Annotated in this window: 21 protein-coding genes; 7 read left to right on the forward strand and 14 right to left on the reverse strand. The window is 73.9% G+C overall.

Annotation, left to right across the window (positions count from 1 at the left end; all coding sequences use genetic code 11):
• Positions 1–13: 13 nt before the first annotated feature.
• The 7 genes from ACFIF2_RS19020 to ACFIF2_RS19050 form a co-directional block, all read right to left on the reverse strand.
• Positions 14–1,159: an acyl-CoA dehydrogenase family protein gene (locus tag ACFIF2_RS19020; RefSeq protein WP_395574101.1), complete on the reverse strand. Its 1,146-nt coding sequence runs from the start codon at positions 1,157–1,159 to the stop codon at positions 14–16.
• A 54-nt stretch (positions 1,160–1,213) separates the two neighbouring features.
• Positions 1,214–3,061: a biotin carboxylase N-terminal domain-containing protein gene (locus tag ACFIF2_RS19025; RefSeq protein ID WP_395574315.1), complete on the reverse strand. Its 1,848-nt coding sequence runs from the start codon at positions 3,059–3,061 to the stop codon at positions 1,214–1,216.
• Between the two features lie 32 nt (positions 3,062–3,093).
• Positions 3,094–4,692 (reverse strand): acyl-CoA carboxylase subunit beta, encoded by a 1,599-nt coding sequence (locus ACFIF2_RS19030; RefSeq protein ID WP_395574103.1) that lies wholly within the window; start codon positions 4,690–4,692, stop codon positions 3,094–3,096.
• On the reverse strand, positions 4,689–6,362 hold the full coding sequence (locus ACFIF2_RS19035) for an acyclic terpene utilization AtuA family protein (protein ID WP_395574105.1): 1,674 nt from the start codon (positions 6,360–6,362) through the stop codon (positions 4,689–4,691). Before ACFIF2_RS19035 ends, ACFIF2_RS19030 begins: the two co-directional genes overlap by 4 nt.
• Positions 6,359–7,189, reverse strand: coding sequence for a TIGR03084 family metal-binding protein (locus tag ACFIF2_RS19040; RefSeq protein ID WP_395574107.1), 831 nt, complete (start codon positions 7,187–7,189; stop codon positions 6,359–6,361). Before ACFIF2_RS19040 ends, ACFIF2_RS19035 begins: the two co-directional genes overlap by 4 nt.
• A 145-nt stretch (positions 7,190–7,334) precedes the next feature.
• The gene (locus tag ACFIF2_RS19045; protein WP_395574109.1) at positions 7,335–9,119 is read right to left on the reverse strand and encodes a protein kinase; all 1,785 of its coding nucleotides are present in this window, start codon (positions 9,117–9,119) and stop codon (positions 7,335–7,337) included.
• Between the two features lie 252 nt (positions 9,120–9,371).
• Positions 9,372–10,358: an EamA family transporter gene (locus ACFIF2_RS19050; protein WP_395574111.1), complete on the reverse strand. Its 987-nt coding sequence runs from the start codon at positions 10,356–10,358 to the stop codon at positions 9,372–9,374.
• Between the two features lie 207 nt (positions 10,359–10,565).
• Here ACFIF2_RS19050 and ACFIF2_RS19055 point away from each other — a divergent pair, with 207 nt between their 5' ends.
• Positions 10,566–11,018, forward strand: coding sequence for an NUDIX hydrolase (locus ACFIF2_RS19055; protein WP_395574113.1), 453 nt, complete (start codon positions 10,566–10,568; stop codon positions 11,016–11,018).
• Positions 11,019–11,105: 87 nt separating this feature from the next.
• Positions 11,106–11,681, forward strand: coding sequence for a dihydrofolate reductase family protein (locus ACFIF2_RS19060; RefSeq protein WP_395574115.1), 576 nt, complete (start codon positions 11,106–11,108; stop codon positions 11,679–11,681).
• A gap of 25 nt (positions 11,682–11,706) precedes the next feature.
• Here the strand turns inward: ACFIF2_RS19060 and ACFIF2_RS19065 are convergent, their stop codons facing one another.
• Complete coding sequence (locus ACFIF2_RS19065) at positions 11,707–12,624, reverse strand: hypothetical protein (protein WP_395574117.1); 918 nt, start codon at positions 12,622–12,624, stop codon at positions 11,707–11,709.
• A gap of 140 nt (positions 12,625–12,764) precedes the next feature.
• A complete protein-coding gene (locus ACFIF2_RS19070; protein ID WP_395574119.1) occupies positions 12,765–15,641 on the reverse strand; it encodes an FAD-binding and (Fe-S)-binding domain-containing protein in 2,877 nt (958 codons plus the stop codon).
• Positions 15,642–15,751: 110 nt separating this feature from the next.
• Between ACFIF2_RS19070 and serC the strand changes: the two genes are divergently transcribed.
• Complete coding sequence (serC, locus tag ACFIF2_RS19075) at positions 15,752–16,870, forward strand: phosphoserine transaminase (protein WP_395574121.1); 1,119 nt, start codon at positions 15,752–15,754, stop codon at positions 16,868–16,870.
• A 71-nt stretch (positions 16,871–16,941) separates the two neighbouring features.
• On the opposite strand, the gene ACFIF2_RS19080 is transcribed toward serC, so the two are convergent.
• Together ACFIF2_RS19080 and ACFIF2_RS19085 are read right to left on the reverse strand one after the other, a co-directional pair.
• On the reverse strand, positions 16,942–17,769 hold the full coding sequence (locus ACFIF2_RS19080) for an ABC transporter permease (RefSeq protein ID WP_395574123.1): 828 nt from the start codon (positions 17,767–17,769) through the stop codon (positions 16,942–16,944).
• The gene (locus tag ACFIF2_RS19085) at positions 17,766–18,746 is read right to left on the reverse strand and encodes an ATP-binding cassette domain-containing protein (protein WP_395574125.1); all 981 of its coding nucleotides are present in this window, start codon (positions 18,744–18,746) and stop codon (positions 17,766–17,768) included. Before ACFIF2_RS19085 ends, ACFIF2_RS19080 begins: the two co-directional genes overlap by 4 nt.
• A 90-nt stretch (positions 18,747–18,836) precedes the next feature.
• On the opposite strand from ACFIF2_RS19085, the gene ACFIF2_RS19090 reads away from it, so the two are divergent.
• Positions 18,837–19,634 (forward strand): TetR/AcrR family transcriptional regulator, encoded by a 798-nt coding sequence (locus ACFIF2_RS19090; RefSeq protein ID WP_395574127.1) that lies wholly within the window; start codon positions 18,837–18,839, stop codon positions 19,632–19,634.
• On the opposite strand, the gene ACFIF2_RS19095 is transcribed toward ACFIF2_RS19090, so the two are convergent.
• Positions 19,608–20,588, reverse strand: a complete 981-nt coding sequence (locus tag ACFIF2_RS19095) for a WD40 repeat domain-containing protein (RefSeq protein WP_395574129.1) — start codon at positions 20,586–20,588, stop codon at positions 19,608–19,610. The two genes, ACFIF2_RS19090 and ACFIF2_RS19095, sit on opposite strands and share 27 nt — an antisense overlap.
• A 101-nt stretch (positions 20,589–20,689) precedes the next feature.
• On the opposite strand from ACFIF2_RS19095, the gene ACFIF2_RS19100 reads away from it, so the two are divergent.
• Complete coding sequence (locus ACFIF2_RS19100; RefSeq protein WP_395574131.1) at positions 20,690–21,370, forward strand: GDSL-type esterase/lipase family protein; 681 nt, start codon at positions 20,690–20,692, stop codon at positions 21,368–21,370.
• Here ACFIF2_RS19100 and ACFIF2_RS19105 read toward each other — a convergent pair.
• A complete protein-coding gene (locus ACFIF2_RS19105) occupies positions 21,352–22,116 on the reverse strand; it encodes an aminoglycoside adenylyltransferase family protein (protein ID WP_395574133.1) in 765 nt (254 codons plus the stop codon). The two genes, ACFIF2_RS19100 and ACFIF2_RS19105, sit on opposite strands and share 19 nt — an antisense overlap.
• 90 nt (positions 22,117–22,206) lie before the next feature.
• Between ACFIF2_RS19105 and ACFIF2_RS19110 the strand changes: the two genes are divergently transcribed.
• Together ACFIF2_RS19110 and ACFIF2_RS19115 are read left to right on the forward strand one after the other, a co-directional pair.
• Entirely contained in the window at positions 22,207–22,794 is a 588-nt protein-coding gene (locus tag ACFIF2_RS19110; RefSeq protein ID WP_395574135.1) for a Uma2 family endonuclease, read from the forward strand.
• A 52-nt stretch (positions 22,795–22,846) separates the two neighbouring features.
• Positions 22,847–23,839 (forward strand): aldo/keto reductase, encoded by a 993-nt coding sequence (locus ACFIF2_RS19115; protein ID WP_395574137.1) that lies wholly within the window; start codon positions 22,847–22,849, stop codon positions 23,837–23,839.
• A 132-nt stretch (positions 23,840–23,971) separates the two neighbouring features.
• On the opposite strand, the gene thpR is transcribed toward ACFIF2_RS19115, so the two are convergent.
• Positions 23,972–24,544 carry an RNA 2',3'-cyclic phosphodiesterase gene (gene thpR / locus ACFIF2_RS19120; protein ID WP_395574139.1) on the reverse strand — a complete coding sequence of 191 codons (573 nt, stop codon included), beginning with the start codon at positions 24,542–24,544 and terminating at the stop codon, positions 23,972–23,974.
• Positions 24,545–24,608: the final 64 nt, after the last annotated feature.

Here is a 24,608-nt window from a genome sequence, read left to right on the forward strand (position 1 = left end):
CGGCCGGGAGAGGCTAGTACGACTTGGGCAGGCCGAGGGTCTGGTGGGAGACGTAGTTGAGGATCATCTCCCGGCTCACGGGGGCGATGCGGGCCACGCGCGAGGCCGTGATCAGCTGGGCGAGTCCGAACTCGCGGGTGAGCCCGTTGCCGCCGAGGGTGTGCACGGCCTGGTCGACGGCCCTGACGCAGGCCTCTCCGGCGGCGTACTTGGCCATGTTGGCGGCCTCGCCCGCGCCGGTGTCGTCGCCGGCGTCGTAGAGGTGGGCGGCCTTCTGCGTCATCAGGCGGGCCAGTTCGAGGTCGATGTGGGCCTGGGCGAGGGGGTGGGCGATGGCCTGGTGGGCGCCGATGGGGGTCTTCCAGACGGTGCGTTCACGGGCGTACTCCAGGGCGCGGGAGAGCGCGTAGCGGCCCATGCCGATGCCGAACGCGGCCGTCATGACGCGCTCGGGGTTGAGGCCGGCGAAGAGCTGGAGGAGCCCGGCGTCCTCGTCGCCGACGAGGGCGTCGGCGGGCAGCCGCACGTCGTCGAGGGTCAGCTCGAACTGCTTCTCGGCGGCGTTCAGTTCCATGTCGATCCGCCGGCGCCGGAAGCCGGGGGTGTCGCGGGGGACGATGAACAGGCAGGGTTTGAGCTTGCCGGTGCGGGCGTCCTCCGTCCGGCCGACGATGAGGGTGGCGTCGGCGATGTCGACGCCGCTGACGAAGACCTTGCGGCCGGTCAGGAGCCAGTCCCCGGTGGCGCCGTCGCGGCGGGCGGTGGTGGTGATGCGGTGGCTGTTGGAGCCGGCGTCGGGTTCGGTGATGCCGAAGGCCATCAGGCGGGTGCCGTCGGCGAGGGACGGGAGCCAGTCCCGTTTCTGCTCCTCGGTGCCGAAGCGGGCGATGACGGTGCCGCAGATCGCCGGGGAGACGATCATCATGAGCAGGGGGTTGCCGGCGGCGCCCATCTCTTCGAGGACGAGGGAGAGTTCGGTGATGCCGCCGCCGCCTCCTCCGTATGCCTCGGGGAGGTTGACGCCTATGTAGCCGAGCTTGGCGGCGGCCTGCCAGAAGTGACGGTTGTCGGTGTCCGGGGTGCGGGGGTGGTTCCTGGCGAAGGCGGCTACCGCCTCGCGCAGGGCCTTGTGCTCGTCGGATTCGATCACGGGGGTCATGCGGCTCCTTCGTCTGCGGGTGCGTTGTGGCCGGTCGCGCAGTTCCCCGCGCCCCTAGGGTGCTCGCACCACCGCCAGGACGGAGCCGACCGTCACTTGCCGACCCGGTACGGCGTTCAGCGCGACGAGTGTTCCGGTGGCCGGGGCGGTAATCCGGTGTTCCATCTTCATGGCCTCCAGCCACAGGAGGGGCTGGCCCGCCGCCACGGCCGCCCCCTCCGTGAGGCCCTCCGCTACGCGGACGACCGTGCCCGGCATGGGGGCGAGGAGGGATCCCGGGACGTGCTGGGCGGTGGGGTCGGGGAAGCGGGGCAGGGCGGTGAGGCGGGTGGTGCCGACGTGGATCTGGTCGCCGTAGCGGGCGACCTCGTAGCGGCGCCGTACGCCGTCGGATTCGAGGACGACGAGCCGGGCGTCGGCGTGGACGACGTGGACGCCGTCGGCGGTCAGGCCGGTACGGGTGTGCCGGTAGCGGACCTCGTGCTCCTCACCCGCCACGGCGTACCGCTTGACCTGCGGCTGCGAGGGGACGTTCCGCCAGCCGCCGCCGAAGCGGGAGCGGCCGTGAGCGTCGGCGAGGGCGGCGGCCAGGGGTGCGAGGGGGTCCGGGGCCGGTGACGTCAGGTCGGTCAGGTGGCGGTCGTAGAAGCCGGTGTCCATGCGGGCGGAGGTGAACTCCTCGTGCCGCAGGGAGCGGACGAGCAGGTCGCGGTTGGTGACCGGGCCGTGCACCGCCGCCCGTTCCAGGGCGCCGGCGAGCTTGCGGACGGCCTGGGCGCGGGTGGGGGCGTGGGCGACGGCCTTGGCGAGCATCGGGTCGTAGTGGACGCCGATGTCGTCGCCGTCGGCGCAGCCGGTGTCCAGGCGGACGTCGCCGGGGACGGCGAGGCGGTGCAGGCGGCCGGTCTGCGGGGCCCAGCCGTGCGCCGGGTCCTCGGCGTACAGGCGGGCCTCGACGGCGTGACCGCTCGGGTGGGGCGGGTCGGTGCCCAGGGCGTGGCCCTCGGCGACGCTGATCTGGAGGGCCACCAGGTCGACGCCGAACACGGCTTCCGTGACGGGGTGTTCGACCTGGAGGCGGGTGTTCATCTCCAGGAAGTGGGCCCGTCCGTCGGCGGCGACGAGGAACTCGACGGTGCCCGCGCCGACGTAGGAGACGGCGCGGGCGGCGCGGACGGCCGTCGCACGCAGTTCGGCGTCGAGGCGGGGGCTCAGGCCGGGGGCCGGGGCCTCCTCGATCACCTTCTGGTGGCGGCGCTGGAGGGAGCAGTCGCGGGTGCCGAGCGCCCACACCGTGCCGTGGGTGTCGGCGAGGACCTGCACCTCGATGTGGCGGCCGCCCTCCACGTAGGGCTCGACGAAGACCTCACCGTCACCGAAGGCGCTCGCCGCCTCCGCGCGGGCGGCGGTCAGGGCGGCGTCGAGGCCGGCGAGGTCCCGTACGACGCGCATGCCGCGTCCGCCGCCGCCGGCCGCCGCCTTCACCAGGACCGGCAGGTCGGCCTCGGTGACCTCGGTGAGGGGCGCGATGCCCATGAGTTCCTTGGCGCGGGTCTTGGACGCCATCGCCTCGATGGCCTCGGGCGGCGGCCCGATCCAGATCAGGCCCGCGTCGGTGACGGCCCGTGCGAAGCCGGCGTTCTCGGAGAGGAAGCCGTAGCCGGGGTGCACGGCGTCGGCGCCGGCGGCGATCGCGGCCTTCACGATCAGGTCGCCGCGCAGGTAGGTGTCGGCGGGGGCGGCGCCCGGCAGCCGGACCGCCGCGTCGGCCACGCGCGCGTGGAGGGCGTTCTCGTCGGCATCCGAGTGCACGGCGACGGTCCGGATTCCCAACTCACGGCAGGTGCGGAAGATCCGGCAGGCGATCTCGCCCCGGTTGGCGACGAGGACGGTGCTGATCACGGTGTTCCCCTCGCTGGTCACGGTGGTCCCCCTCACATCCGGAAGACGCCGAAGCCACCGCGCGCGCCCTCGTAGGGCGCGGTGTGGACGGCGGACAGGCACAGGCCGAGGACGGTGCGGGTGTCGCGCGGGTCGATGACGCCGTCGTCGTAGAGCCGCCCGGACAGGAACATCGGCAGCGACTCGGCCTCGATCTGCTGCTCCACCATGGCGCGCAGCGCCGCGTCGCCCTCGTCGTCGTACGGCTGTCCCTTCGCGGCGGCGGACTGGCGGGCCACGATGGAGAGCACGCCGGCGAGCTGCTGCGGGCCCATGACGGCGGACTTGGCGCTGGGCCAGGCGAAGAGGAAGCGGGGGTCGTAGGCGCGGCCGCACATGCCGTAGTGGCCGGCGCCGTAGGAGGCGCCCAGGAGGACGGAGAGGTGGGGGACGCGGGAGTTGGAGACCGCGTTGATCATCATCGCGCCGTGCTTGATGATGCCGCCCTGCTCGTACTCCTTGCCGACCATGTAGCCGGTGGTGTTGTGCAGGAAGAGGAGCGGGACGTCACGCTGGTTGGCGAGCTGGATGAACTGGGCCGCCTTCTGCGACTCCTCGCTGAACAGCACCCCTTGGGCGTTGGCGAGGATGCCGACCGGGTAGCCGTGCAGGGCCGCCCAGCCGGTGGTCAGGCTCGTCCCGTACAGCGGCTTGAACTCGTCGAAGTCGGAGGCGTCGACGATCCGGGCGATCACCTCGCGCGGGTCGAAGGGCGCCTTGAGGTCGCCGGGGACGATGCCGAGCAGGTCCTCCGGGTCGTACTTCGGCGGCTCGGCGAGCGGCGGATCCGGGTACGCCTTGCGGTGGTTGAGGCGGGCGACGACACGCCGGGCCTGGCGGAGGGCGTCCGGCTCGTCCACGGCGAAGTGGTCGGCGAGGCCCGAGGTGCGGGCGTGCATCTCCGCGCCGCCCAGCGACTCGTCGTCGCTCTCCTCGCCGGTGGCCATCCTGACCAGCGGCGGCCCGCCGAGGAACACCTTGGCGCGTTCCTTGACCATGATCACGTGGTCGGACATGCCGGGGATGTAGGCGCCCCCGGCGGTCGAGTTGCCGAAGACGACGGCGATGGTCGGGATGCCGGCCGCCGACAGCCGGGTCAGGTCCCGGAAGATCGCGCCGCCCGGGATGAAGATCTCCTTCTGGGACGGCAGGTCGGCGCCGCCGGACTCGACCAGGCTGATGCAGGGCAGCCGGTTGGCGAGGGCGATGTCGTTGGCGCGCAGGGCCTTCTTCAGCGACCAGGGGTTGCTGGCGCCGCCGCGCACGGTCGGGTCGTTGGCGGTGATCAGGCACTCGACGCCCTCGACGACGCCGATGCCGGTGACGAGGGAGGCGCCGACCGCGTACTCGCTCCCCCAGGCGGCGAGCGGCGACAGCTCCAGGAACGGCGTGTCGGGGTCGAGGAGCAGCTCGATCCGCTCGCGGGCCAGGAGCTTGCCGCGTTTCCGGTGCCGGGCGACGTACTTCTCGCCGCCGCCCGCCAGCGCCTTGGCGTGCTCGGCCTCCAGGTCGGCGAGCTTGGCGAGCATGACCTCGCGGTTGGCCCGGTGGTCCGGGGCGGCCGGGTCCAGGACCGAGGGCAGGACCGTCACAGGAGTACCTCCGGGATGTCCAGGTGGCGGGCGCGCAGCCACTCGCCGAGCGCCTTGGCCTGCGGGTCGAAACGGGCCTGCGCGGCGACGCCCTCGCCGAGGACGCCCTCGACGACGAAGTCGAGGGCGCGCAGGTTCGGCAGCACGTGCCGGGTGACGGTCAGGTCGCGGGCCTCGGGGATCAGGTCCCGGAACCGGTCGACGGTCAGCTCGTGCGCGAGCCACCGCCAGGCGTCGTCGCCGCGCGCCCACACGCCGACGTTGGCGTCGCCGCCCTTGTCGCCGCTGCGGGCGCCGGCGACGAGCCCGAGGGGGGCGCGGCGGGCGGGGCCCGGCGGGAGCGGCTTTGGCGGGGGCGGTTCCGGTACGCCTTCGAGTACGGCGGTGTCCTGGGCGGGTGCCACCGGGACGCGGCGCCCGTCGTGGAGCACGGCCACATGACCGACGGCGCCCTGGGGGACGTACGCGTCCTCGAAGACTCCGTAGGGGGCGCCCTTCCCGGGTGGCGCCGACAGGTGGAAGCCGGGGTAACTGGCGAGGGCCAGTTCGACGGCGGCCCCGCTCAGCGCCCGTCCGACGGCCTGCTGGTCGGCGTCCCGGACGACGAGCCGCAGCAGGGCGCTCGCCGTCTCCTCGGTGGCGGCGTCGGGCCGGTCGGTGCGCACGAGGTCCCAGCGGACGTCGGTGACCTCGGCGAGGGCGGGTTCCATCTGCGCCCGCACCAGCGCGGCCTTGGCCTCGACGTCCAGGCCGGTGAGCACGAAGGCGACCTCGCCGCGGAAGCCGCCGAGGCGGTTCACGCCGACCTTGAGGCCGGGCGGCGGGGCCTCGCCGCGCACGCCGTCGATCCGTACGCGGTCCGGCCCGTCCGGGGTGAGCCGTACGGTGTCCAGCCGGGCGGTGACGTCGGGTCCGGCGTACCGGGCGCCGGCCGTCTCGTACAGCAGCTGGGCGGTCACCGTGCCGACGTCGACGAAACCGCCGGTCCCGTCGTGCTTGGTGATCACCGCGCTGCCGTCGGCGTGCAGTTCGGCGACCGGGAAGCCGGGGTGCCGCACGTCGCCCTCGCCGAAGAACGCGTAGTTGCCGCCGGTCGCCTGCGCCCCGCACTCCAGCACGTGCCCGGCGACGACCGCGCCCGCCAGCCGGTCGTGGTCCGTCGGTGCCCAGCCGAAGTGCGCGGCGGCGGGACCGGTGACCAGGGCGGCGTCGGTGACCCGCCCGGTGACCACCACGTCGGCGCCCGCGCGCAGGCACGCGGCGATGCCGAAACCGCCGAGGTAGGCGTGGGCGGCCAGCGCCCCGGGGTGGGCGGCGGTGAGGTCGTCGCCCTCGACGTGGGCGACCCGGACCGGGATGCCGAGCCGCCCGGCCAACGCCCGTACGGCGTCGGCGAGTCCGGCCGGGTTGAGCCCGCCGGCGTTCGCGACGACCTTGACGCCCCGCTCGTGGGCGAGGCCGAGGCACTCCTCCAACTGGCGCAGGAAGGTGCGGGCGTACCCGGCGGCCGGGTCCTTCAGCCGGTCGCGGGCGAGGATCAGCATGGTCAGCTCGGCGAGGTAGTCGCCGGTGAGGACGTCCAGGGGGCCGCCGGTGAGCATTTCGCGCATGGCGTCGAAGCGGTCGCCGTAGAAGCCGGAGGCGTTGCCTACGCGCAGCGGCCCGGTCACCGCCCGGCCCCCTTCGGCGGGCGCCCGGCTCCAGGCGGGCGTCCGGTTCCGGGCGGGCGTCCGGCTCCCGGCGGTCCGGCGAAGGCCTGGGCGATGTCCAGCCAGCGGTCGGCGTCCGGGCCCTCGGCGGTGAGGGCGAGGTCGGCGCGGTGGGCGCGCTGGGTGGCGAGGAGGCAGAAGTCGAGGGCGGGTCCGGTGACGCGCTGCCGCGCCTCCTCGGGGCCGTATGTCCACATGTCGCCGCCGGGCCCGGTGAGTTCGACGCGGAACGGGTCGGTGGGCGGGGTGAGTCCGTGGGTGGCGTAGGCGAAGTCCCGGGCGCGGACGCCGATGCGGGCGATGTGCCGCAGGCGGTCGGTGGGCGGGCGGGTGACGCCGAGGGTGTCGGCGATGTCGAGGCCGTGGGCCCAGGTCTCCATCAGGCGGGCGGTGGCCATGGAGGCGGCGGCCATGGGAGGGCCGTACCAGGGGAAGCGTGCGCCGGGAGCCGACGCCCGCAGGGCCTTGTCCAGGGCGGTGCGTCCGTCCCGCCAGGCCGCCAGCAGCCCGGCGGGCTCCTGCCGGGCGCCCTCCTCGGCGCCGTCGTCGACGTACCGGTCGGGTGCGGCCAGGGCCTGCTCGATCAGGGTGCCGAAGCCGTCCTCGTCGGTGACGGCGACCAGGGCGGCCCGGTCGGTCCAGGCCAGGTGCGCGATCTGGTGGGCGACCGTCCAGCCGGGCGCCGGGGTGGCGAGGCGCCACCGCTCGGGGCTCAGCGGGGCGACCAGCGCGTCGAGTTCCTCGCTCTCCTCACGCAGGTCGTCGATCACGGGCGTCGGGTCGGACACGGGCGCTCCCCTCGGGCACGGCGGCGTGCGGCGCGGTGGGGAGGAGCATGGCAGGGGCGGGGATAACAATCAAGCGTGCTTGCATGATTTTCCGCCGTGCGGCCGGAGGGTGCGGATCTCGGAGCCTTCCGGCAGCTCGCCGACCTCAGTCCGCGCGCCAGACCGTCATGTCCGCGGTGACGAAGCCGATGTCCGGCATGGCGGTCGACTTGACCTGGAGGACGAGGAGCACGATGTCCCCGTCGCGACGCTTGACGCAGATCTCGGTTCCGGCCGACGCGATGGCCAGCGGGAGGCGGTGGCCGTCGGTGCCGGACGCGTCGGCGAACCGCAGACGGCAGTCCTCGTACGTGGCGCCCGGCTCGCCCAGCAGGACGCTGAAGACGCTGGTGTCGCTCTCCAGCGCGCAACTGGCCTGCGCGCAGGCGAAGCGGATGTCGCCCTTGCGATCCCCCCTCGTCGTCCCGGTGCTGATGCTGAGCGAGTTCTTGCCGTCCAGCATCTGAGGGCCGTAGGCATGGGCCACCGGCGCCGTGGGGCCGGTGGCGGGACCGTCGTCCGCCGCCCCCCGCCCGGCGGACGCGGCGGTTTCCGGAGCGGTCGCCCCCGCACCCGCCGATCCGGACCCCGTCTCCCCGGCCGCCGACGACCGCCCCGCCTCCGTGCCGGACCCCGTCCCCGTACCGGGCGTCCCGGACGCGGACGCCGCCGTGTCCCGGGTGCGGTCCCGGACGCCGTCCCACGCAGCGTCCAGGACCGTCCACGCCGCCGTGAGGACCAGCCCGCCCGCTGCCACGGCGGCCACCGTGATCAGGGCGGCGCGTCTTCGGCGGCGCTTGCGCTCCTCGGGGCCGTCCGGCCGCTGCGGCGCCGTCGTGCCGTACGGACCGGCGGGCCACGGAGCGGTGCCCGGCCACTGCGCCGGTCCCGGCCACTGGGCGGTGGCGGGCCGCCCGGGGTGGGCCACCGGCCGCGGGGCGGTCCACTGGCGGGTGTGCACCGCGGCAGAGCCCTGCGACGGCACCGGAACCGGTGGCGGCACCGTCACCTCCGGCCCCGCGATCTCCCGCCAGACGGCCGGGCCCGCGCCCGCCTCCGCGTCCCGTCCCAGCTCCCGCCGGCACCACTCGACGACCTCCGCCGGGGTGATCCGGTCCCCCGGCTCGGCGGCCAGGCACCGGGCGATCAGCTCGCGCAGCCGCTCGGGCAGCCCGGAGAGGTCGGGCTCGGAGTGGACGATCCGGTACAGCACGCCGACCGCCGGGCCGTCCCCGTAGAGCGGCCTGCCCAGCGCCGCGAACGCGGCCGTCTGCCCCAGCGAGAAGACGTCGGTCGCCGCCGTGACGTCCCCGGCGGACGCCTGCTCGGGCGCCATGTACTGGGGCGTGCCGATGGCGGTGCCCGTGGCGGTGTGCGCGGTGCTGTCGGCGGCGACCGCGATGCCGAAGTCGATGACGCGGGGCCCGTCGGAGGCCAGCAGCACGTTGGACGGCTTGAGGTCCCGGTGCACGATCCCCGCGCCGTGGATGGCCTGGAGCGCCTCGGCGACCCCCGCCATCAGCCACAGCACGGCCGGCACGGGCAGCGGGCCACCGCGGGCGACGGCGTCGGACAGGGAGGGGCCGGGCACGTAGAGCGTGGCCAGCCAGGGCGGTACGCCGTCCGGTCCGGCGTCGATCAGTTCGGCGGTGTAGGCGCCCTTCACCCGCCGGGCCGCCTCGACCTCCCGCCCGAGCCGCCGCCGGAAGACGGGGTCGTCGGCCAGTTCCGGACGTACGACCTTGAGGGCGACCGGCCGGCCGCCTTGGGTGTGCGACAGGTAGACCCGCCCCATGCCGCCGGCCCCGAGCCGGGCGGCGAGACGGTAACCGCCCACCGCGCGCGGGTCGTCGTCCTGCAGAGGCTGGAAGACCTCGGCCGTGTGGTTCACCGGTTCCCTCCCCATGATCCCGATGAGATGACCAAGGTCGCAGCCTATGCGCCGCGGGTGACGGCCGGGCCGGGGCCCTAGGGCCTGTCTGACAATTCCCGCCTGCCTCGCGACGCCATGCACGCACTCTCGCCGCACCGGGCGCAGAGCCGAGTACATCCAGTACGAGGCTCTACGCCCGGCACGCCGAGAGCACGCACCTGACGCCGCGAGGCCGCCCTCCGGGCGACGACGCGAATTGTCAGACAGGCCCTACGGCAGGTCCGGGACCGCCTTCACCCGCCGCCGCCCCATCTGCGTGCGCACCGCGCCCATGCTGGCCGCGATGACGAGGGCGATGGCGGCGGACTGGGTGGCGGTCAGGGCCTGGTCGAGGATGAGGAAACCGGCCGCCGCGGCGATGGCGGGCTCCAGGCTCATGAGGATGGCGAAGGTCGGCGCGGGCAGGCGGCGCAGGGCGAGGAGTTCGAGCGTGTAGGGCAGTACGGACGAGAGCAGCGCCACTCCGGCGCCCAGCGCCAGCGTCACCGGGTCGATCAGCTCGGCGCCCGACTCGGCGATGCCCAGCGGCAGGAACAGCACCGCCCCGACCGCCATCGCGAGGGCCAGCCCGTCGGCCTGCGGGAAACGGCGGCCGGTGCGGGCGCTGAAGACGATGTACGCCGCCCACATGGCCCCCGCCCCGAGCGCGAAGGCGGCGCCGGCCGGGTCGAGGCTGTCGAAGCCGCCGCCGCTGAGCAGGAAGACGCCGGCCAGGGCGAGCGCGGCCCAGACCAGGTTGATCGCGCGCCGGGAGGCGAAGACGGACAGGGCGAGCGGGCCGAGCACCTCCAGGGTGACGGCGGGGCCGAGGGGGATGCGGTCGACGGCCTGGTAGAAGAGGCCGTTCATGCCGGCCATGGCGATGCCGAAGACGACGACCGTGCCCCAGTCGGCCCGCGAGTGCCCGCGCAGCCGGGGGCGGCACACCAGCAGCAGCACGACGGCGGCCACGACCAGCCGCAGCGTCACCACGCCGAGCGCGCCCGCCCGGGGCATGAGGCTCACCGCGAGCGCGGCGCCGAACTGCACGGACAGCCCGCCGGCGAGGACCAGCCCGACGGGGCCGAGGGCGCCCCACCGGCCGCCCGGGGCGTCGTCCGGCGCGGGCCCGTGGCCGGTGGCGGGGACCGCGCCGGCGCCCACCACGGGTGCGGGGGCCGGGGACGGGGTGCCGGGGGTGGCGCTGGGGGTGCTCACGTGGGCTCCGGGACGGTATGAGGGCAGGCTTGGTTCATCGTACTGCACGACAGGGTCCACCCTGCTGGACTCGGTCAGGCGTATAGCCACTTACGCAACTGTCGCGGGCGGGGAGCGCGGATGTCAACGGACATCCTCGGCGGACCTCCGCCGGGCGAGCGGGACGCACCCGACGGGCCCCCGGCACCGACCGGGTACCGTCCCTCTGTGAGACGACTCCTGACCCGCCTGTGGCGCCTCCTGCGCCCCGTGCAGAGCCGCGTCATGTGGCTCGTGAACGCCAAGTTCGTGGTCGGCGTGACCGGCGTCGTACGGGACGACGAGGGACGGGTCCTGCTCCTCAAGCACCGGATGTGGCCGCCGGGCCGCCAGTGGGGTCTGCCGAGCGGCTTCGCGCACCAGGGCGAGGACTTCCGCCGGACCGTGGTCCGCGAGGTCCGGGAGGAGACCAACCTCGACGTGGAGGTGGGCCGCCTGGTGATGCTGAACAGCGGCCTGCGTACCCGCCTGGAGGTGGCCTACGAGGCCCGCCTGCTCGGCGGCGAGCTGCGCCTGGACCCCTTCGAGATCCTGGAGGCCCGCTGGTGCGCCCCGGACGACCTCCCCGAGGACGTCCAGCCGGTGTGCGGTCCGCTGATCCGGGGCGAGACGGCACCCTGACGTACCGCTTGTGGGAGTGTCCCGGGCGGCAGGGGTGTCACGGGCGTACGGTCGGAAACGGTCGCCCCGTACCGAGGAGGATGTTCCATGCGCAGCGTGACCTACTCGATGAACACCTCGCTCGACGGCTACATCGCCGGACCGGACGGCGGCATCGACTGGTCGGGACCCGACCCGGAGGTCTTCCGCTTCTGGATCGACGACATCCGGCAGGTCGACGTCCACCTGCTGGGACGACGGCTGTACGAGACGATGCTGTACTGGGAGACCGCCGGCCAGGACACCCCCCTCGACGACGCCGAGCGCGAGTGGACCGCGCTGTGGAACCCGCTGCCCAAGGTGGTGTTCTCCACCACGCTGTCCGCGGTGCGGGGAAACGCCCGGCTGGCCACCGGGAGTCTGGCTCAGGAGATCGAGCGGCTGCGGGCCGAACCCGGGGACGGCCAGATCGCGATCGGCGGCGCCGCCCTCGCCGCCGAGGCCGCCGCGTCGGACCTGATCGACGAGTACCGGCTCATGGTCTATCCGGTACTGGTCGGCGGCGGCACCCCGTACTTCCCCCACCACGAGCGCCGGGTGGACCTCGAACTCGCCGGGACCCGCACCTTCGCCTCCGGCGTCACCCACCTCCGCTACCGCGTGACCCGCCCGTCGCCGGCCTGATCCGCCGGCGCGGGACCCGGGGGCGTCAGCCGTGGGTGATGTCGAACCGCAGCTGGAAGTTGCCGTTCCCGTCGCGCTTCACGCGGCCGCCCGTGATGCGGTGGGCGGCGGTGCCGGACAGGCCGTGGAGTTCGTTGAACGTGCGCACGATGTTCAGCGTCGACTTGCCGTTGACGGTCGCCATGACGGCGTCGTACGCCGCCCGGTCGCCCTGCGCGGTGAAGCTCAGCTCCGACCGGCCCTCCGGCAGCAGGGCGTTCAGGACCTCCTTGGCCCGGGGGCCGGAGACGTTCTGCCGGAAGATGCTGTCCGGCAGCCGGTCCGGCAGCCGGCCCGGATCGGTCCGGTTGCCGAGTTCCTTGGTGGCGGCCTTCGACTTGACCGGGCCGCCGCTCTCGAAGAGGGCGTTGGCCCGGGACCACTGGTGGATGAACGCCTCGCTCGCCGTGTACTTCTCCTTCTTGGAGCGGTAGTTCTCCATCATCACCGCGACGCTGCCGTGCTCGTCCCGGCCGTAGAGGTTCTGGAACCTCCCGCCGGCCTCCGGCTCCCCGCCCATCGAGTCCTTGGCGTTCGGCTCGTAGTCCCCGGTCTGCTCCTCCAGCTGGACGAGCTGTCCGGGGATGGCACGGCCCAGTTCGGTCAGGGCCGCGGAGTTCTTGGCGGGCATGGCGTCGCGCTCGCCGCCGGGCTTCTCCATCGCGTCGAGGTAGTGCTCCAGCCGCTCGGGCGCGGGGTCCAGCGCGCGCTGCACCGGCGCGGCGCCGCCCGCCGGGGCGGACCGCTGCCTCCACCGGGCGACGGCGTCGTTGCCCGCCCTGCCCTGAAGCGCGGTCATCGTGGCGGCCGACGGCCGGTCGGCGAGGACGAGCGCGCCCTCGCGCTCCGCGTGCGCGGGGTCCTGCGTCCCGTGCGGGCGTGAAGCACTTCTGCGCAGACGCACGATGGTGCCCCCTTCCGGCTCGTGGCCCGCCATTGCATCCCGTCCGCGCCCGCCCCGTCCAGGTCCGTACGGACAGGCACGCGCACCCGGTGTGCTGCCCTCGCGGACCTGTACCGGGTGCCGAGCCCGGGCACGGCCGGTCACCCGGCGCCGCGGCCGTCCCCGGCCTCCAGCCCTTCCGCCAGCACCTCCGCCAGGTGCCGCCCCCGCACCCCCGCCAGCTGCTCCAGCTGGGTCCGGCACGAGAAGCCGTCCGCCAGGACCACCGCCCCGTCGGGCGCCTCGCGCACCGCCGGGAGCAGCCGCTCCTCGGCGCAGGCGGCCGAGACCTCGTAGTGGCCGTCCGCGAAACCGAAGTCGCCGGCGAGACCGCAGCAGCCGCCGCTCAGCTCGCCGGTCAGGCCCGCCGACTCGCGCAGCCGGCGGTCGGCGGCGTCGCCGAGGACCGCGTGCTGGTGGCAGTGGGTCTGGCCGGTGACCGGACGGTCCACGGCGGGCGGCGTCCAGCCGGGCGCGTGGCGTTCCAGCGCCTCGGCGAAGGTGAGGACGCGGGCGGCGAGCCGGGCGGCACGCGGATCGTCGTGGAGCAGTTCCGGCAGGTCGGTGCGGAGCGCGGCGGCACAGCTCGGCTCCAGGACGACGACCGGTGCCGCCGTCTCCAGCACGGGGGCCATCAGGTCCAGCGTGCGGCGCAGCACCGCGCGGGCCCGGTCCAGCTGGCCCGTCGACACGTACGTCAGTCCGCAGCAGACCCGGCCCCGGCGGGCGGCCAGCAGGGCGGCCGCCGACCGGGAGGCACCGTCCCCGACGGCCCGCCCCCGCAGCGTCGGCGGCAGCACCACCCGCAGTCCCGCCGCCTCCAGCACCCGTACGGCCGCCCGGCCCACGGACGGCGACAGGTGCTCGGTGAACGTGTCGGGCCACAGCACCACCAGCTCGCCCTCGCCGCCGGGCCCGCCGCGCCCGCGCCACCACCGGCTGAACGTCTCCCCCGCCAGTCGCGGCACCTGGCGCTCGGCCGCGATCCCGCCCAGCCGTTTCGCCACCGCCGCCAACGGCCCCACTCGGGCGAGGGCGTTGACGACCGGCGCCGTCCGGGTCCGCGCCGCCCAGCGCAGCCACACCGGCAGCCACCCCATCGCGTAGTGGGCGGCGGGCCGGCGCCGGCCCGCGTAGTGGTGGTGCAGGAACTCCGCCTTGTACGTGGCCATGTCGACCCCGACCGGGCAGTCGGAGCGGCAGCCCTTGCAGGACAGGCACAGGTCCAGGGCGTCGCGGACCTCCGTGGAGCGCCAGCCGTCCGTCACCAGCTCCCCGGCGAGCATCTCGTGCAGCAGGCGGGCGCGCCCGCGCGTCGAGTGCTCCTCGTCGCCCGTCGCCCGGAACGACGGGCACATCACCGCCGGGCCGGACACCGACGTCGTACGGCACTTGGCGACCCCGACGCAGCGGCGCACCGCCGCCGAGAAGTCGCCGCCGTCGGCGGGGTAGCCGAACTCCACGTCCACCGGCTCGCGCGGCAGGACGGCGAAGCGGAGGTTCGCGTCGAGCGGCGCCGGGCGGACCAGCGTTCCCGGGTTGAGGAGGTCGTCCGGGTCCCAGACGGCCTTGGCCCGCTCGAAGAGGGCCACCGTCTCCTCGCCGTACATCCTCGGCAGCAGCTCGGCCCGCGCCTGCCCGTCGCCGTGCTCCCCGGAGAGGGAGCCGCCGTGCGCCACGACGAGGTCGGCCAGTTCCTCGGAGAAGCGGCGGAAGCGGGCCACCCCGGGGTCCGTGAGCAGGTCGAAGTCGACGCGGACGTGGATGCAGCCGTCGCCGAAGTGGCCGTAGGGCGTGCCGCGCAGGCCGTGGGCGGCGAGCAGGCTCCGGAAGTCCCGCAGGTAGGCGCCCAGCCGGGCGGGCGGCACCGAGCAGTCCTCCCAGCCGGGCCACGCCTCCGTGCCGTCCGGCATCCGCGTCGCCGTACCGCTCGCGTCCTCCCGGATACGCCACAGTGCCCGCTGCCTCGCCGGGTCGGTCACCACCAGCGCGTCGACGACGTCGGCCGCCCGGACCACCGCCTGGGCCCGCGCGCGCGCCTGGGCCGCCGTACCGCCGCCCGTCTCCACGAACAGCCAGGCCCCGCCCCGCGGCAGCCCGGCCGCCGACGGGGACGGCACCAGGTCCACCGCCATGCCCTCCACCGTCAGCGGCCCGAGGGGCAGCAGCCCGGCCGCCGCCTGGGCCGCCCCGGCCTCGTCGGCGTAGCCCAGCACCGCCAGCGCGCGTGCCCTCGGTGCCTCGACCAGGCCGACCACGGCCTCGGTCAGCACGCCCAGCGTGCCCTCCGAGCCGCAGAAGGAGCGGGCCACGTCCGCGCCCCGCTCCGGCAGCAGCGCGTCCAGCGCATAGCCGGAGATGCGGCGGGGCAGGTCCGGGAAGCCGGTGCGCAGCCGGGCCAGGTCGCCGTCGACCAGCTCCCGCAGGCCCGGTGGCGCCCCCGCCCAGTCCCGCCCCGGCCGCAGGGACCGTCCCCGCGCGGTGAGCACCGACAGCTCGCGCACGCTGTCGGCCGTCGTGCCCCACGCCACCGAGTGGGAGCCGCACGCGTTGTTGCCGATCATGCCGCCGAGCGTGCAGCGGCCGTGGGTGGAGGGGTCGGGGCCGAAGCGCAGGCCGTGCGGGGCGGCGGCCTCCTGGAGCCGGTCGAGGACCAGGCCCGGCTGGACGACGGCGGTGCGCGCGTCCGGGTCCAGCGAGAGCAGCCGGTTCATGTGCCGGGTGAAGTCCAGGACCACGCCCGTGCCGGTCGCCTGGCCCGCGATCGACGTGCCGCCGCCGCGTGCCACGACCGGCACACCCCGCTCCCGGCACACCTCCAGCACGGCCGCCACGTCGTCGGCGTCCCTCGGCGCCACCACGCCGAGCGGCACCCGCCGGTAGTTGGACGCGTCCATGGTGGTCAGCGCCCGGGAGGTGACGTCGCATCCGACCTCGCCCCGGACGGCCCCGCGCAGTGCTGCCTCCAGATCGGTCATGCGACCAGGATGGGCTCTCGTAGCTCTCCACAGGTCCGCAAGGCGGAGATCTCGTCTCATCGGACGGACATGTCGCCGTCCGGTTTCGCCGACGGGATACGCTCCGGGACGTGGCTGAGATCCAGATTCCTGCTGACATCAAGCCCGCGGACGGTCGATTCGGCGCGGGTCCCTCCAAGGTGCGGGTTCAGGCGCTGGACGCCCTGGCCGCCACCGGTACGTCCCTGCTCGGCACCTCCCACCGCCAGGCCCCGGTCAAGAACCTGGTCGGCAAGGTCCGTGAGGGCATCTCCGAGCTGTTCCGGCTCCCCGACGGCTACGAGGTGGTCCTCGGCAACGGCGGCTCCACCGCGTTCTGGGACGTCGCGACGCACGGCCTGATCGAGAACAAGTCGCAGCACCTGACCTTCGGCGAGTTCTCCTCCAAGTTCGCCAAGGCCGCCAAGCTCGCCCCGTGGCTGGCCGAGCCGACCGTGGTCTCCTCCGACCCGGGCACGCACCCCGAGGCGCGCGCCGAGGCCGGCGTGGACGTGTACGCGTTCACGCACAACGAGACCTCGACCGGCGTCGCCATGCCGATCGAGCGGGTCGCCGGGGCCGACGAGAACGCCCTCGTGCTGGTCGACGCGACGTCCGGCGCCGGCGGCCTGCCCGTCGACATCGCCGAGACCGACGTCTACTACTTCGCCCCGCAGAAGTCCTTCGCCTCCGACGGCGGCCTGTGGATCGGCGTCTTCTCCCCGGCCGCGATCGAGCGCGCCGAGCGGGTCCACGCGTCCGGCCGGCACGTCCCGGAGTTCTTCTCGCTGCCCACGGCGATCGACAACTCCCGCAAGAACCAGACGTACAACACCCCGGCGCTCGCCACCCTGTTCCTTCTCAACGAGCAGCTGGAGTGGATGAACGGCCAGGGCGGCCTGGACTTCACCACCGGCCGCACCAAGGACTCCTCGTCCCGCCTGTACACCTGGGCGGACGAATCCAAGTACGCCACCCCGTTCGTCTCGGACCCGGCCAAGCGGTCGCAGGTCATCGGCACCATCGACTTCTCCGACGACATCGACGCCGCCGCAGTCGCCAAGGTGCTGCGCGCCAACGGCGTCGTCGACACCGAGCCGTACCGCAAGCTGGGCCGCAACCAGCTGCGCGTCGCCATGTTCCCGGCGATCGACCCGGCGGACGTCGAGGCGCTGACGAAGTGCGTCGACTACGTGATCGAGAAGCTCTGATCACCACGCTCTCGGTACGACCGTGAGGGGCGCCCGGCATTTCGCCGGGCGCCCCTCGCGCTTCCCCGCCGCTACCGGCTGAGCCGCTGGAACCGGTGTACCGCCAGCGGCAGGAAGACGGCCGTCAGCACCACCGGCCACACGCCCGCCATCAGCAGCGCGTGCTGCTCCACCCACGAGTCGCCGCCGCCGACGGGCGTGCCGAACAGCTCGCGGGCCGCCGCGGCCGTGGAAGAGATCGGGTTCCAGGCGGCCATCCAGCCCAGCCAGTCGGGCATGAGCTGCGGGGCGACGAAGATGCTGGAGATCATCGTCAGCGGGAAGGCCACCGCGAACAGGCCGCCCGCGGCCTCCGGGTTGGGGACGAGCAGTCCGAGCCACACGCCGATCCAGATCAGCGCGAACCGCAGCCACAGCAGCAGCCCGAACGCGGCGGCGAAGCCCCAGCCGCCGTCCGGCCGCCAGCCCATGGCCAGCGCCGTCAGCATCATGATGGCCAGCTCGGCACAGGCGACGACCAGGTCCGTGACCCCCCGCCCGGCCACCACCGCCGACGACGACATCGGCATGGAGCGGAAGCGGTCGATGACGCCCTTGGTGGAGTCGTGGACGACGACGGTCGCGGTGTTGATGAAGCCGAAGGCCATGGTCATCACGAACATGCCGGGCATCAGGAAGTCCTTGTAGTCCCCGCCGCCGGGCACGGTCATCGCGCTGCCGAAGACGTAGCCGTACAGGAGGACCGACAGGATCGGGAAGCCCAGCTGCCAGGCGATGTTGACGGGCTGGCGCTGATAGTGGGTCAGGCCGCGGCGGACGATGTTGCCGCAGTCGGCGAGCGGCCAGTACAGCCGGCCGCGCTCGCCGCCCGTCCCGGCCGCCGGGTCGAGGGCGCTCATGCCGCCACCGCCTCCTTCTCCGCGCGCTGCGGGCTCGTGCGGTGTCCGGTCAGGCGCAGGAACACGTCGTCGAGGCTCGGCCTGCGCAGCCCGATGTCCTCCACCGCGACCCCCTCGTCCTGGAGGGTGCGCGCCACCTCGGTCAGCGCGGCCACCCGGTCGGTGACGGGGGCGTGCACGCGCAGTGTCTCCTCGTCGGCCTCGGGTTCGCCGTCGCAGACCCGGGCGACCACCTTCACCGCCCTCGGGATGTCCGCCCGTTCGGCGACCTGGACCTCGACGCGATCGCCGCCGACGAGGTCCTTCAGTCCGTCCGGGGTGTCGTCGGCGATGGACCGGCCCTGGTCGATGACGGTGATGCGGGAGGCGAGCTTGTCGGCCTCGTCCAGGTACTGCGTGGTCAGCAGCACCGTCGTGCCGCCCGCCACCAGGGCCCGCACCGAGTCCCAGACCTCGCCGCGGCTGCGCGGGTCGAGGCCGGTCGTCGGCTCGTCCAGGAACAGCACGGACGGCGCGAGGATCATCGACGCCGCCAGGTCGAGGCGGCGCCGCATGCCGCCGCTGTACTTGGCGACGCCCCGGTCGGCGGCGTCGGTCAGGTCGAACCGCTCCAGCAGCTCGGCGGCCCGCAGCCTGGCCCGCCGGCCGCCCAGGTGGAACAGCCGCCCGAACATCTCCAGGTTCTGCCGGCCGGTGAGCACCTCGTCCACGGCCGCGTACTGCCCGGTCAGCCCGATCCGCGCCCGCACCTCGCGTGGCCGCCGGGCCACGTCCAGTCCGGCCACCTCGGCCCGTCCCCCGTCCAGCCGGATCAGCGTGGACATGATGCGCACCGCGGTGGTCTTGCCCGCGCCGTTCGGCCCCAGCAGGCCGTGCACGGTGCCCTCGCGGACGGCCAGGTCGAAGCCGTCGAGGGCGCGTCTGCCGCCGTACCGCTTCTGAAGCCCCTCGGCCCGTACCGCGTGTCCGTCGCTCATGGGTCCCCCTCTCGATTCCTTACTGAGTACACCGTACCCGATTACGCGTACGCCGTACCCAGTTTTTTCGCGCGGTCCTAGACTGACCCCATGGCGAGCGGCACGGAGACCAGCGGCAGCGGCGACATCGGCCGCACCCTCGAACTGTTGTGGGACACCGGCCGGCGGCCCAGCCGGGGGCCCCGCCCCGGTCTGACGCTGGAACGGATCGTGGAGGCCGCCGTCGAGGTCGCGGACCGCGAGGGGCTCGGCGCGGTCTCGATGCGCCGGATCGCCACGGAGCTGGGCACCGGCACGATGTCGCTGTACCGCTACGTCCCCGGCAAGGGCGAGCTGATCGACCTGATGCTGGACCGCGTGCAGCGCACCTCCGAGGACCCCGGTGACCTCGGGGACGGCGGGTGGCGCTCCGCGCTGGAGGCCCTCGGCCACGCCACCCTGGCCCTCTACCGCCGCCACACCTGGCTGCTGGAGGTCAACCAGTCCCGCCCGGTCCTCGGCCCGGCCGCCCTGGACGGGATGGAGAAGGTGCTCACCCGGATCAAGCCGATGGGCCTGACCGACCCCGAGCTGATCTCGGCGATCATCATGATCGACGGGTACGTGGTCGGCGCCGCCCGCACGCAGGTGTACCAGGAGGAGGCCGAGCGCCGCTCCGGGATGACGGACGCGCAGTTCTGGCAGGCCCAGGAGCCGGTGCTGGTGAAGGCCATGACCAGCGGGCGCTATCCCGTCCTGGCCTCCCTCTCCGAGGACGCCTTCGGCACCGGCTTCGACCATTTCGAGTTCGGGCTGCAGCGCGTCCTGGACGGGCTGGAGGTGCTGGTGGCCGCGCGGCGCGCCGCCGACGCCCCCGCCGGCTCAGCCCCGCCGGAACAGTCGGCGTAGCCCGAAGAAGGCGACCACGACGAGCAGTCCGACCGCCCCGATCTTGAGGGTGTCGCCGCCCGGACCGTCGGCTCCGTCCGCGTCCCCGCCCGTGCCGGACGCGTCGGAGCCGCCGCCCGATCCGCCGCCCCCTCCGGGCGCGTCCTCGGCCTTGACGGGGCTGTTCGCGCCCTCCATGCCGAGCAGCAGCTTCGCGCCGTCGGGCGTGTAGGTGACGGACTCGCCCTGCCCCAGGGGCACGCTGATCCGCCCCTTGCGCTGGATCTTCCCGCCGTTCCAGTCGTACCAGACGCCCCCGAGGTACCCGCGTACGGCGAGCGTCCCGCCGTCGGGGGAGAAGGCGGCGTCGGTGGCCCACAGCTCGACGGGGGCGGCGCGCCGGAAGACGTTCGTCCCCGAGGCGGAGAGCTTCGCCGGGCCCTCGTACAGGTGCCCGCCGTCCTCGTTCTTGTCGATCAGGTAGACCCGCCCGGTCTTCGGGTGGACGGCCATCGACTCGGCGTCGCGCGCGCCGTCCGCGTACTTCACCACGTACTGCGTCGCCTTGACCGTCTGGTCCTTCAGCTCGGTCGGCTCGGGCAGCTCGTAGATCCACACGTAGGGCCAGGTGCCGCCGAGGTTGTCGCCGATGTCGCCGACGAAGATCCTGTTGCCCGGTCCGACGGAGATCGCCTCGATGTCCCGGGGCGTGCCCACGCCGGAGAGCGCGACGCGGGCGACGGTCTCGCCGGTGGCGCCGTCGACGGCGTAGAGGTAGGGGCCGTTGTCCTGGTCGTTGTGCGTCCAGTAGACGCCGGGGTGCAGGCGGGAGGCGGCGAGGCCGCTGGACTCCGTGATGCGCGGGTCCCGGATCGTGAACCCGCCGCTCCCGTCGTCCCCGTCGGCGGCGGAGGCGGGCACGGCGAACGCGCCCACGAGGAGGGCCGAGGCGAGGACGGCGAGAGATCGGCGCATGCGCCCAAGCCTGCCATCCCGCACGGGCGTTCACGCCGGCGGTCACCGTGCGTGGTCGGGCTCACATCGCGCCGGCCGGGGTGATCGTCCATGATGAGCGGATGCTCAGGTTCATGTTCGTCGGTGACTCCATGACGATCGGGAGCGCCGGCGAACACACGTGGCGCTACCGCATGTGGCAGCACCTGCGCGACTCCTACGGCCGCCCGTTCACGTTCGTCGGCCCGCGCGAGACGCTGCACGACCCGTCGACGGACGAGCCGACCTCGTACGCCTACGCCGACCCCGGCTTCCCCCGCGCCCACCTGGCCGGCTGGGGCGAGGGCTGGCACCACATGACCCCGCTGATCGGCGAGACGGTACGGTCCTGCCGCGCGGACGTGCTCCTGGTCTCGCTCGGCCTGATCGACCTCGGCTTCTACACCAACGCCGAGCAGACCGCCGACAACGTCCGCGCCTTCGTGGCCCACGCGCGGTCGGCCGACCCGCGGGTCCGCATGGCCGTGATGCCGGTGCTGCACAACGTCCGGGCGGACACCGACGAGCCCTTCGCCGAGCAGGTCCACCGCTTCAACGACCTCCTCGCGAAGACGGTCGCCGACCTCGACGAACCGGGCTCCTCTCTGCTGCTGGTCCCGCCACCGAAGTCGTACGACTTCCACGTCGACACCTACGACGGCACGCATCCCGGCGAGAGCGGCGAGCACAAGATCGCGGGCGCGTTCGCGGAGGCGATGCACGAGGGGTGGGGGCTGGGCGGGCCCTACTCCCCCGCCCCGTAGGCCGTCCGAATCTCCCGGACCAGGCGGTCGGCACAGGGGCGCACCGCCCGGCCCCTCCAGTCCTCCCGCTCGTCCCCGACGTAGACGGCGCGGGCGTGGGCCAGGGGCGGCCGGTGCGCGGCGGGCAGCCGGGCGAGGGCCCAGTCGGCCGCCGCGTCCTTCGACCGGATCCCGCCGGTGGCGAGCGTGCTCCAGATCCGGGCGAGGGTGAGCAGGACGTTGCGGGTGTCCGTCTCCAGCCCGGCCGTCAGCTCCGGCACCCCGGCGGTGATCGCCCGCCGCAGGTCGGCGGGCGGCACGGGGTCGAGCAGGGTCGCGGGCGGCGGGCCGTGCAGCGGGGCGTCGGCGCGCAGCACCATGGTCAGGAGCGGGGCGAGGTCGGGGTCGTCCTCCGGCTCGGGCACGTGGCCGCGCTCGTAGGCTTCGCGCAGCCACTCGCCGTAGAGGTAGTCCCGGCGGGGCGGATAGCCCCACGGCCGGACGTCGCCGTGGACGACGACGATCAGCTCGACGGGGCGGCGCCCTTCGCCGCCGGACAGCTTCAGCAACTCTTCCGTGAGCGTGGCGCGTTGCGCGTGCGTCGTGGGGTGCCGTACCACGGCGAGGAGGTCGAGGTCGCTGTGCGGGCGCAGGCCGCCGAGGGTGGCGGAGCCGTGCGCGTAGACGCCGAGCACGTTGCCGTCGCCGAGGTGTCGCCGGACGAGGGCGACGAGGTGGTCGGTGCGGTCCCGGTCCCGCTCTGGCATATGCGCGTCCTCCCGTGCCCAAGTCACCGTGCGTATCGTTGTACCGCACGGCTGCTCTCGCCCGTGGGACAGCCGGGGAGGAGTGCCACGATGACCGTCGTTGACGACAGGATCGACATGGCCGACGCCAACACCCAGCGCCTAGACGAATGGTTCGAGCGCCTGGAGCGGATGCCCGTCCCCGAAGGATTCAGGGTCGAGATCGTCGGGGGCAACGTCCACATGACACCGCAGCGCAGCACCCACCACAAAATCATCCGCCGTATCGAACGATCCATCGAAGACCGCTTCGGCATGGACGTCGAACTTCTATCGGACGTCCGCATCGACTTCCCGGGACTCGGCAACGCTTTCTGCCCCGACGTGGCCAAGCTCCGCGACGGAGCGGAGCAGGACGAAACGGGCCACTGGCGCTTCCAGGACGTCGAGTTCGTGGCCGAGGTCATCTCCAAAGGCACCGCCGCCAACGACTACGGCCCCAAGAAGCTCGCCTACGCCACCGCCGAGGTCCCCCTCTACCTCATCGCCGACCCGTACCAGGGCCGCTGTCACATCTTCACGCACCCCAAGGACGGCGACTACACGACCGAGACCCGCGTCGCCTTCGGACAGGAACTGGACCTCACCGGCACCGTCCTCGGCCTCACCCTCCGGACCGACGCCTTCCCCCGCGACTGACCGACCGAACCCGCTTGCCTGGAGCGCACTCCAAGCCGTTGGCTTGGGGACCATGGAGTACACGCAGCTCGGACGCACAGGACTCAAGGTCAGCCGGCTCGTCCTCGGGACGATGAACTTCGGTCCGCAGACCGACGAGGCCGACAGCCACGCGATCATGGACGCGGCGCTGGACGCCGGCATCAACTTCTTCGACACCGCCAACGTGTACGGCTGGGGCGAGAACAAGGGCCGCACCGAGGAGATCATCGGCAACTGGTTCGCCCAGGGCGGCGACCGGCGCGACAGGACCGTGATCGCCACCAAGGTGTACGGCAACATGGGCGCCGACGGCGAGGCGTGGCCCAACCACGACAAGCTGTCCGCCGTGAACATCCGGCGGGCGGTCGACGCCAGCCTCAAGCGGCTGCGGACCGATCGCATCGACCTCTACCAGTTCCACCACATCGACCGCGCCACCGGTTTCGACGAGATCTGGCAGGCCATCGACACGCTGGTGCAGCAGGGCAAGATCCTCTACGCCGGTTCCTCGAACTTCCCCGGCTACAAGATCGCCCAGGCCAACGAGACCGCCGCCCGGCGCGGCGGCACCATCGGCCTGGTCAGCGAGCAGTGCCTGTACAACCTGGCCGAGCGCCGTGCCGAGATGGAGGTCATCCCGGCCGCGCAGGACTACGGCCTCGGCGTCATCCCGTGGTCGCCGCTGCACGGCGGGCTGCTCGGCGGCGTGATCAAGAAGGAGGTCCAGGGCGGGCGCCGTGCCTCCGGACGGGCCGCCGACACCCTGGCCGACCCGGCGAAGCGGGCGCAGGTCCAGGCGTACGAGGACCTGCTCGACAAGCACGGCGTGGAGCCCGGCGAGGCCGCACTGGCGTGGCTGCTGACCCGGCCCGGCGTGACCGGCCCGATCGTCGGTCCGCGCACCGCCGAGCAGCTCGCGTCGGCGCTGCGGGCCGTGGAGCTGGAGCTGTCGGACGAGCTGCTGGCCGGCCTCGACGAGGTCTTCCCGGGTCCGGGTCCCTCGCCGGAGGCGTTCGCCTGGTAGCGGCGTGAGCGGGGGTGGCGGCCGCCGCACGGCCGCTCAGCCGAGGGCCGCCGCCACCGCCACCACGACGAGCATCAGCACGAGCACACCGGCCATGATCCGGTTACGGGTCTTCGGGTCCACGCCCCGAGCCTAACCGGCGGCGCCGAGCGGGCTGCGGGCGACCGTCTCGTAACGGGGCTGCTCGCCCGGCACCCCAAACCTCGGCAGGTTGCTGCGCACCAGCGCCAGGTCGGTCACGGTCCAGGCGGGGCCCGTGAAGCCGTGCAGGGCCTCGACGTACGGCCGCACGTCGTACGCCGCCCGGCCGCGGGCCACCGTCAGGTGGGGCTGGTAGCGCCGGTGCTCGCCCATCGCGACGCCCGCCTTGCGCCCCGCCGCCTCCGCGCGGTCCGCGAGCAGCCGCAGCGTCGCCAGGTCGCCCTCCGCGCCCGCCCACAGGGCCCGCCCGTGCCCGAACTGGCCGCCGCCGCGCAACGCCAGCCCGAAGGGCGCGGTGCGGTGGGCGGCCCGCTCCAGCCGGGCCGACAGATCCGGTACGAGGGCGTCGTCGACCTCCCCGTAGAAGGCGAGCGTGAGGTGCCAGCCGGGGCGGCCCGTCCAGCGCAGCCCGTCCGCGCCGGGCAGCCTGCGCAACGCGGCCACCTCGGCGGCGAGGGCGGCGGCGACGTCCTCCGGGGGCAGTACGGCGGCGAACAGTCTCATGGGCCACAGTCTGCCCGGCGTGCCCGCCCCCGCGACCGGCCCGCGCGCACCGGCCCGCGCGCAC

Source organism: Streptomyces sp. BK79, assembly GCF_044142145.1.
In the GTDB taxonomy this organism is placed as follows: Bacteria; Actinomycetota; Actinomycetes; order Streptomycetales; family Streptomycetaceae; genus Streptomyces.

Coding starts and splice junctions, on each gene's coding strand:
- ACFIF2_RS19020 (WP_395574101.1), bottom strand. CDS start 1,159: ATGACCCCCGTGATCGAATCCGACGAGCACAAGGCCCTGCGCGAGGCG.
- ACFIF2_RS19060 (WP_395574115.1), top strand. CDS start 11,106: ATGCGCAGCGTGACCTACTCGATGAACACCTCGCTCGACGGCTACATC.
- ACFIF2_RS19070 (WP_395574119.1), bottom strand. CDS start 15,641: ATGACCGATCTGGAGGCAGCACTGCGCGGGGCCGTCCGGGGCGAGGTC.
- ACFIF2_RS19080 (WP_395574123.1), bottom strand. CDS start 17,769: ATGAGCGCCCTCGACCCGGCGGCCGGGACGGGCGGCGAGCGCGGCCGG.
- ACFIF2_RS19085 (WP_395574125.1), bottom strand. CDS start 18,746: ATGAGCGACGGACACGCGGTACGGGCCGAGGGGCTTCAGAAGCGGTAC.
- ACFIF2_RS19090 (WP_395574127.1), top strand. CDS start 18,837: ATGGCGAGCGGCACGGAGACCAGCGGCAGCGGCGACATCGGCCGCACC.
- ACFIF2_RS19095 (WP_395574129.1), bottom strand. CDS start 20,588: ATGCGCCGATCTCTCGCCGTCCTCGCCTCGGCCCTCCTCGTGGGCGCG.
- ACFIF2_RS19100 (WP_395574131.1), top strand. CDS start 20,690: ATGCTCAGGTTCATGTTCGTCGGTGACTCCATGACGATCGGGAGCGCC.
- ACFIF2_RS19105 (WP_395574133.1), bottom strand. CDS start 22,116: ATGCCAGAGCGGGACCGGGACCGCACCGACCACCTCGTCGCCCTCGTC.
- ACFIF2_RS19110 (WP_395574135.1), top strand. CDS start 22,207: ATGACCGTCGTTGACGACAGGATCGACATGGCCGACGCCAACACCCAG.
- ACFIF2_RS19115 (WP_395574137.1), top strand. CDS start 22,847: ATGGAGTACACGCAGCTCGGACGCACAGGACTCAAGGTCAGCCGGCTC.
- thpR (WP_395574139.1), bottom strand. CDS start 24,544: ATGAGACTGTTCGCCGCCGTACTGCCCCCGGAGGACGTCGCCGCCGCC.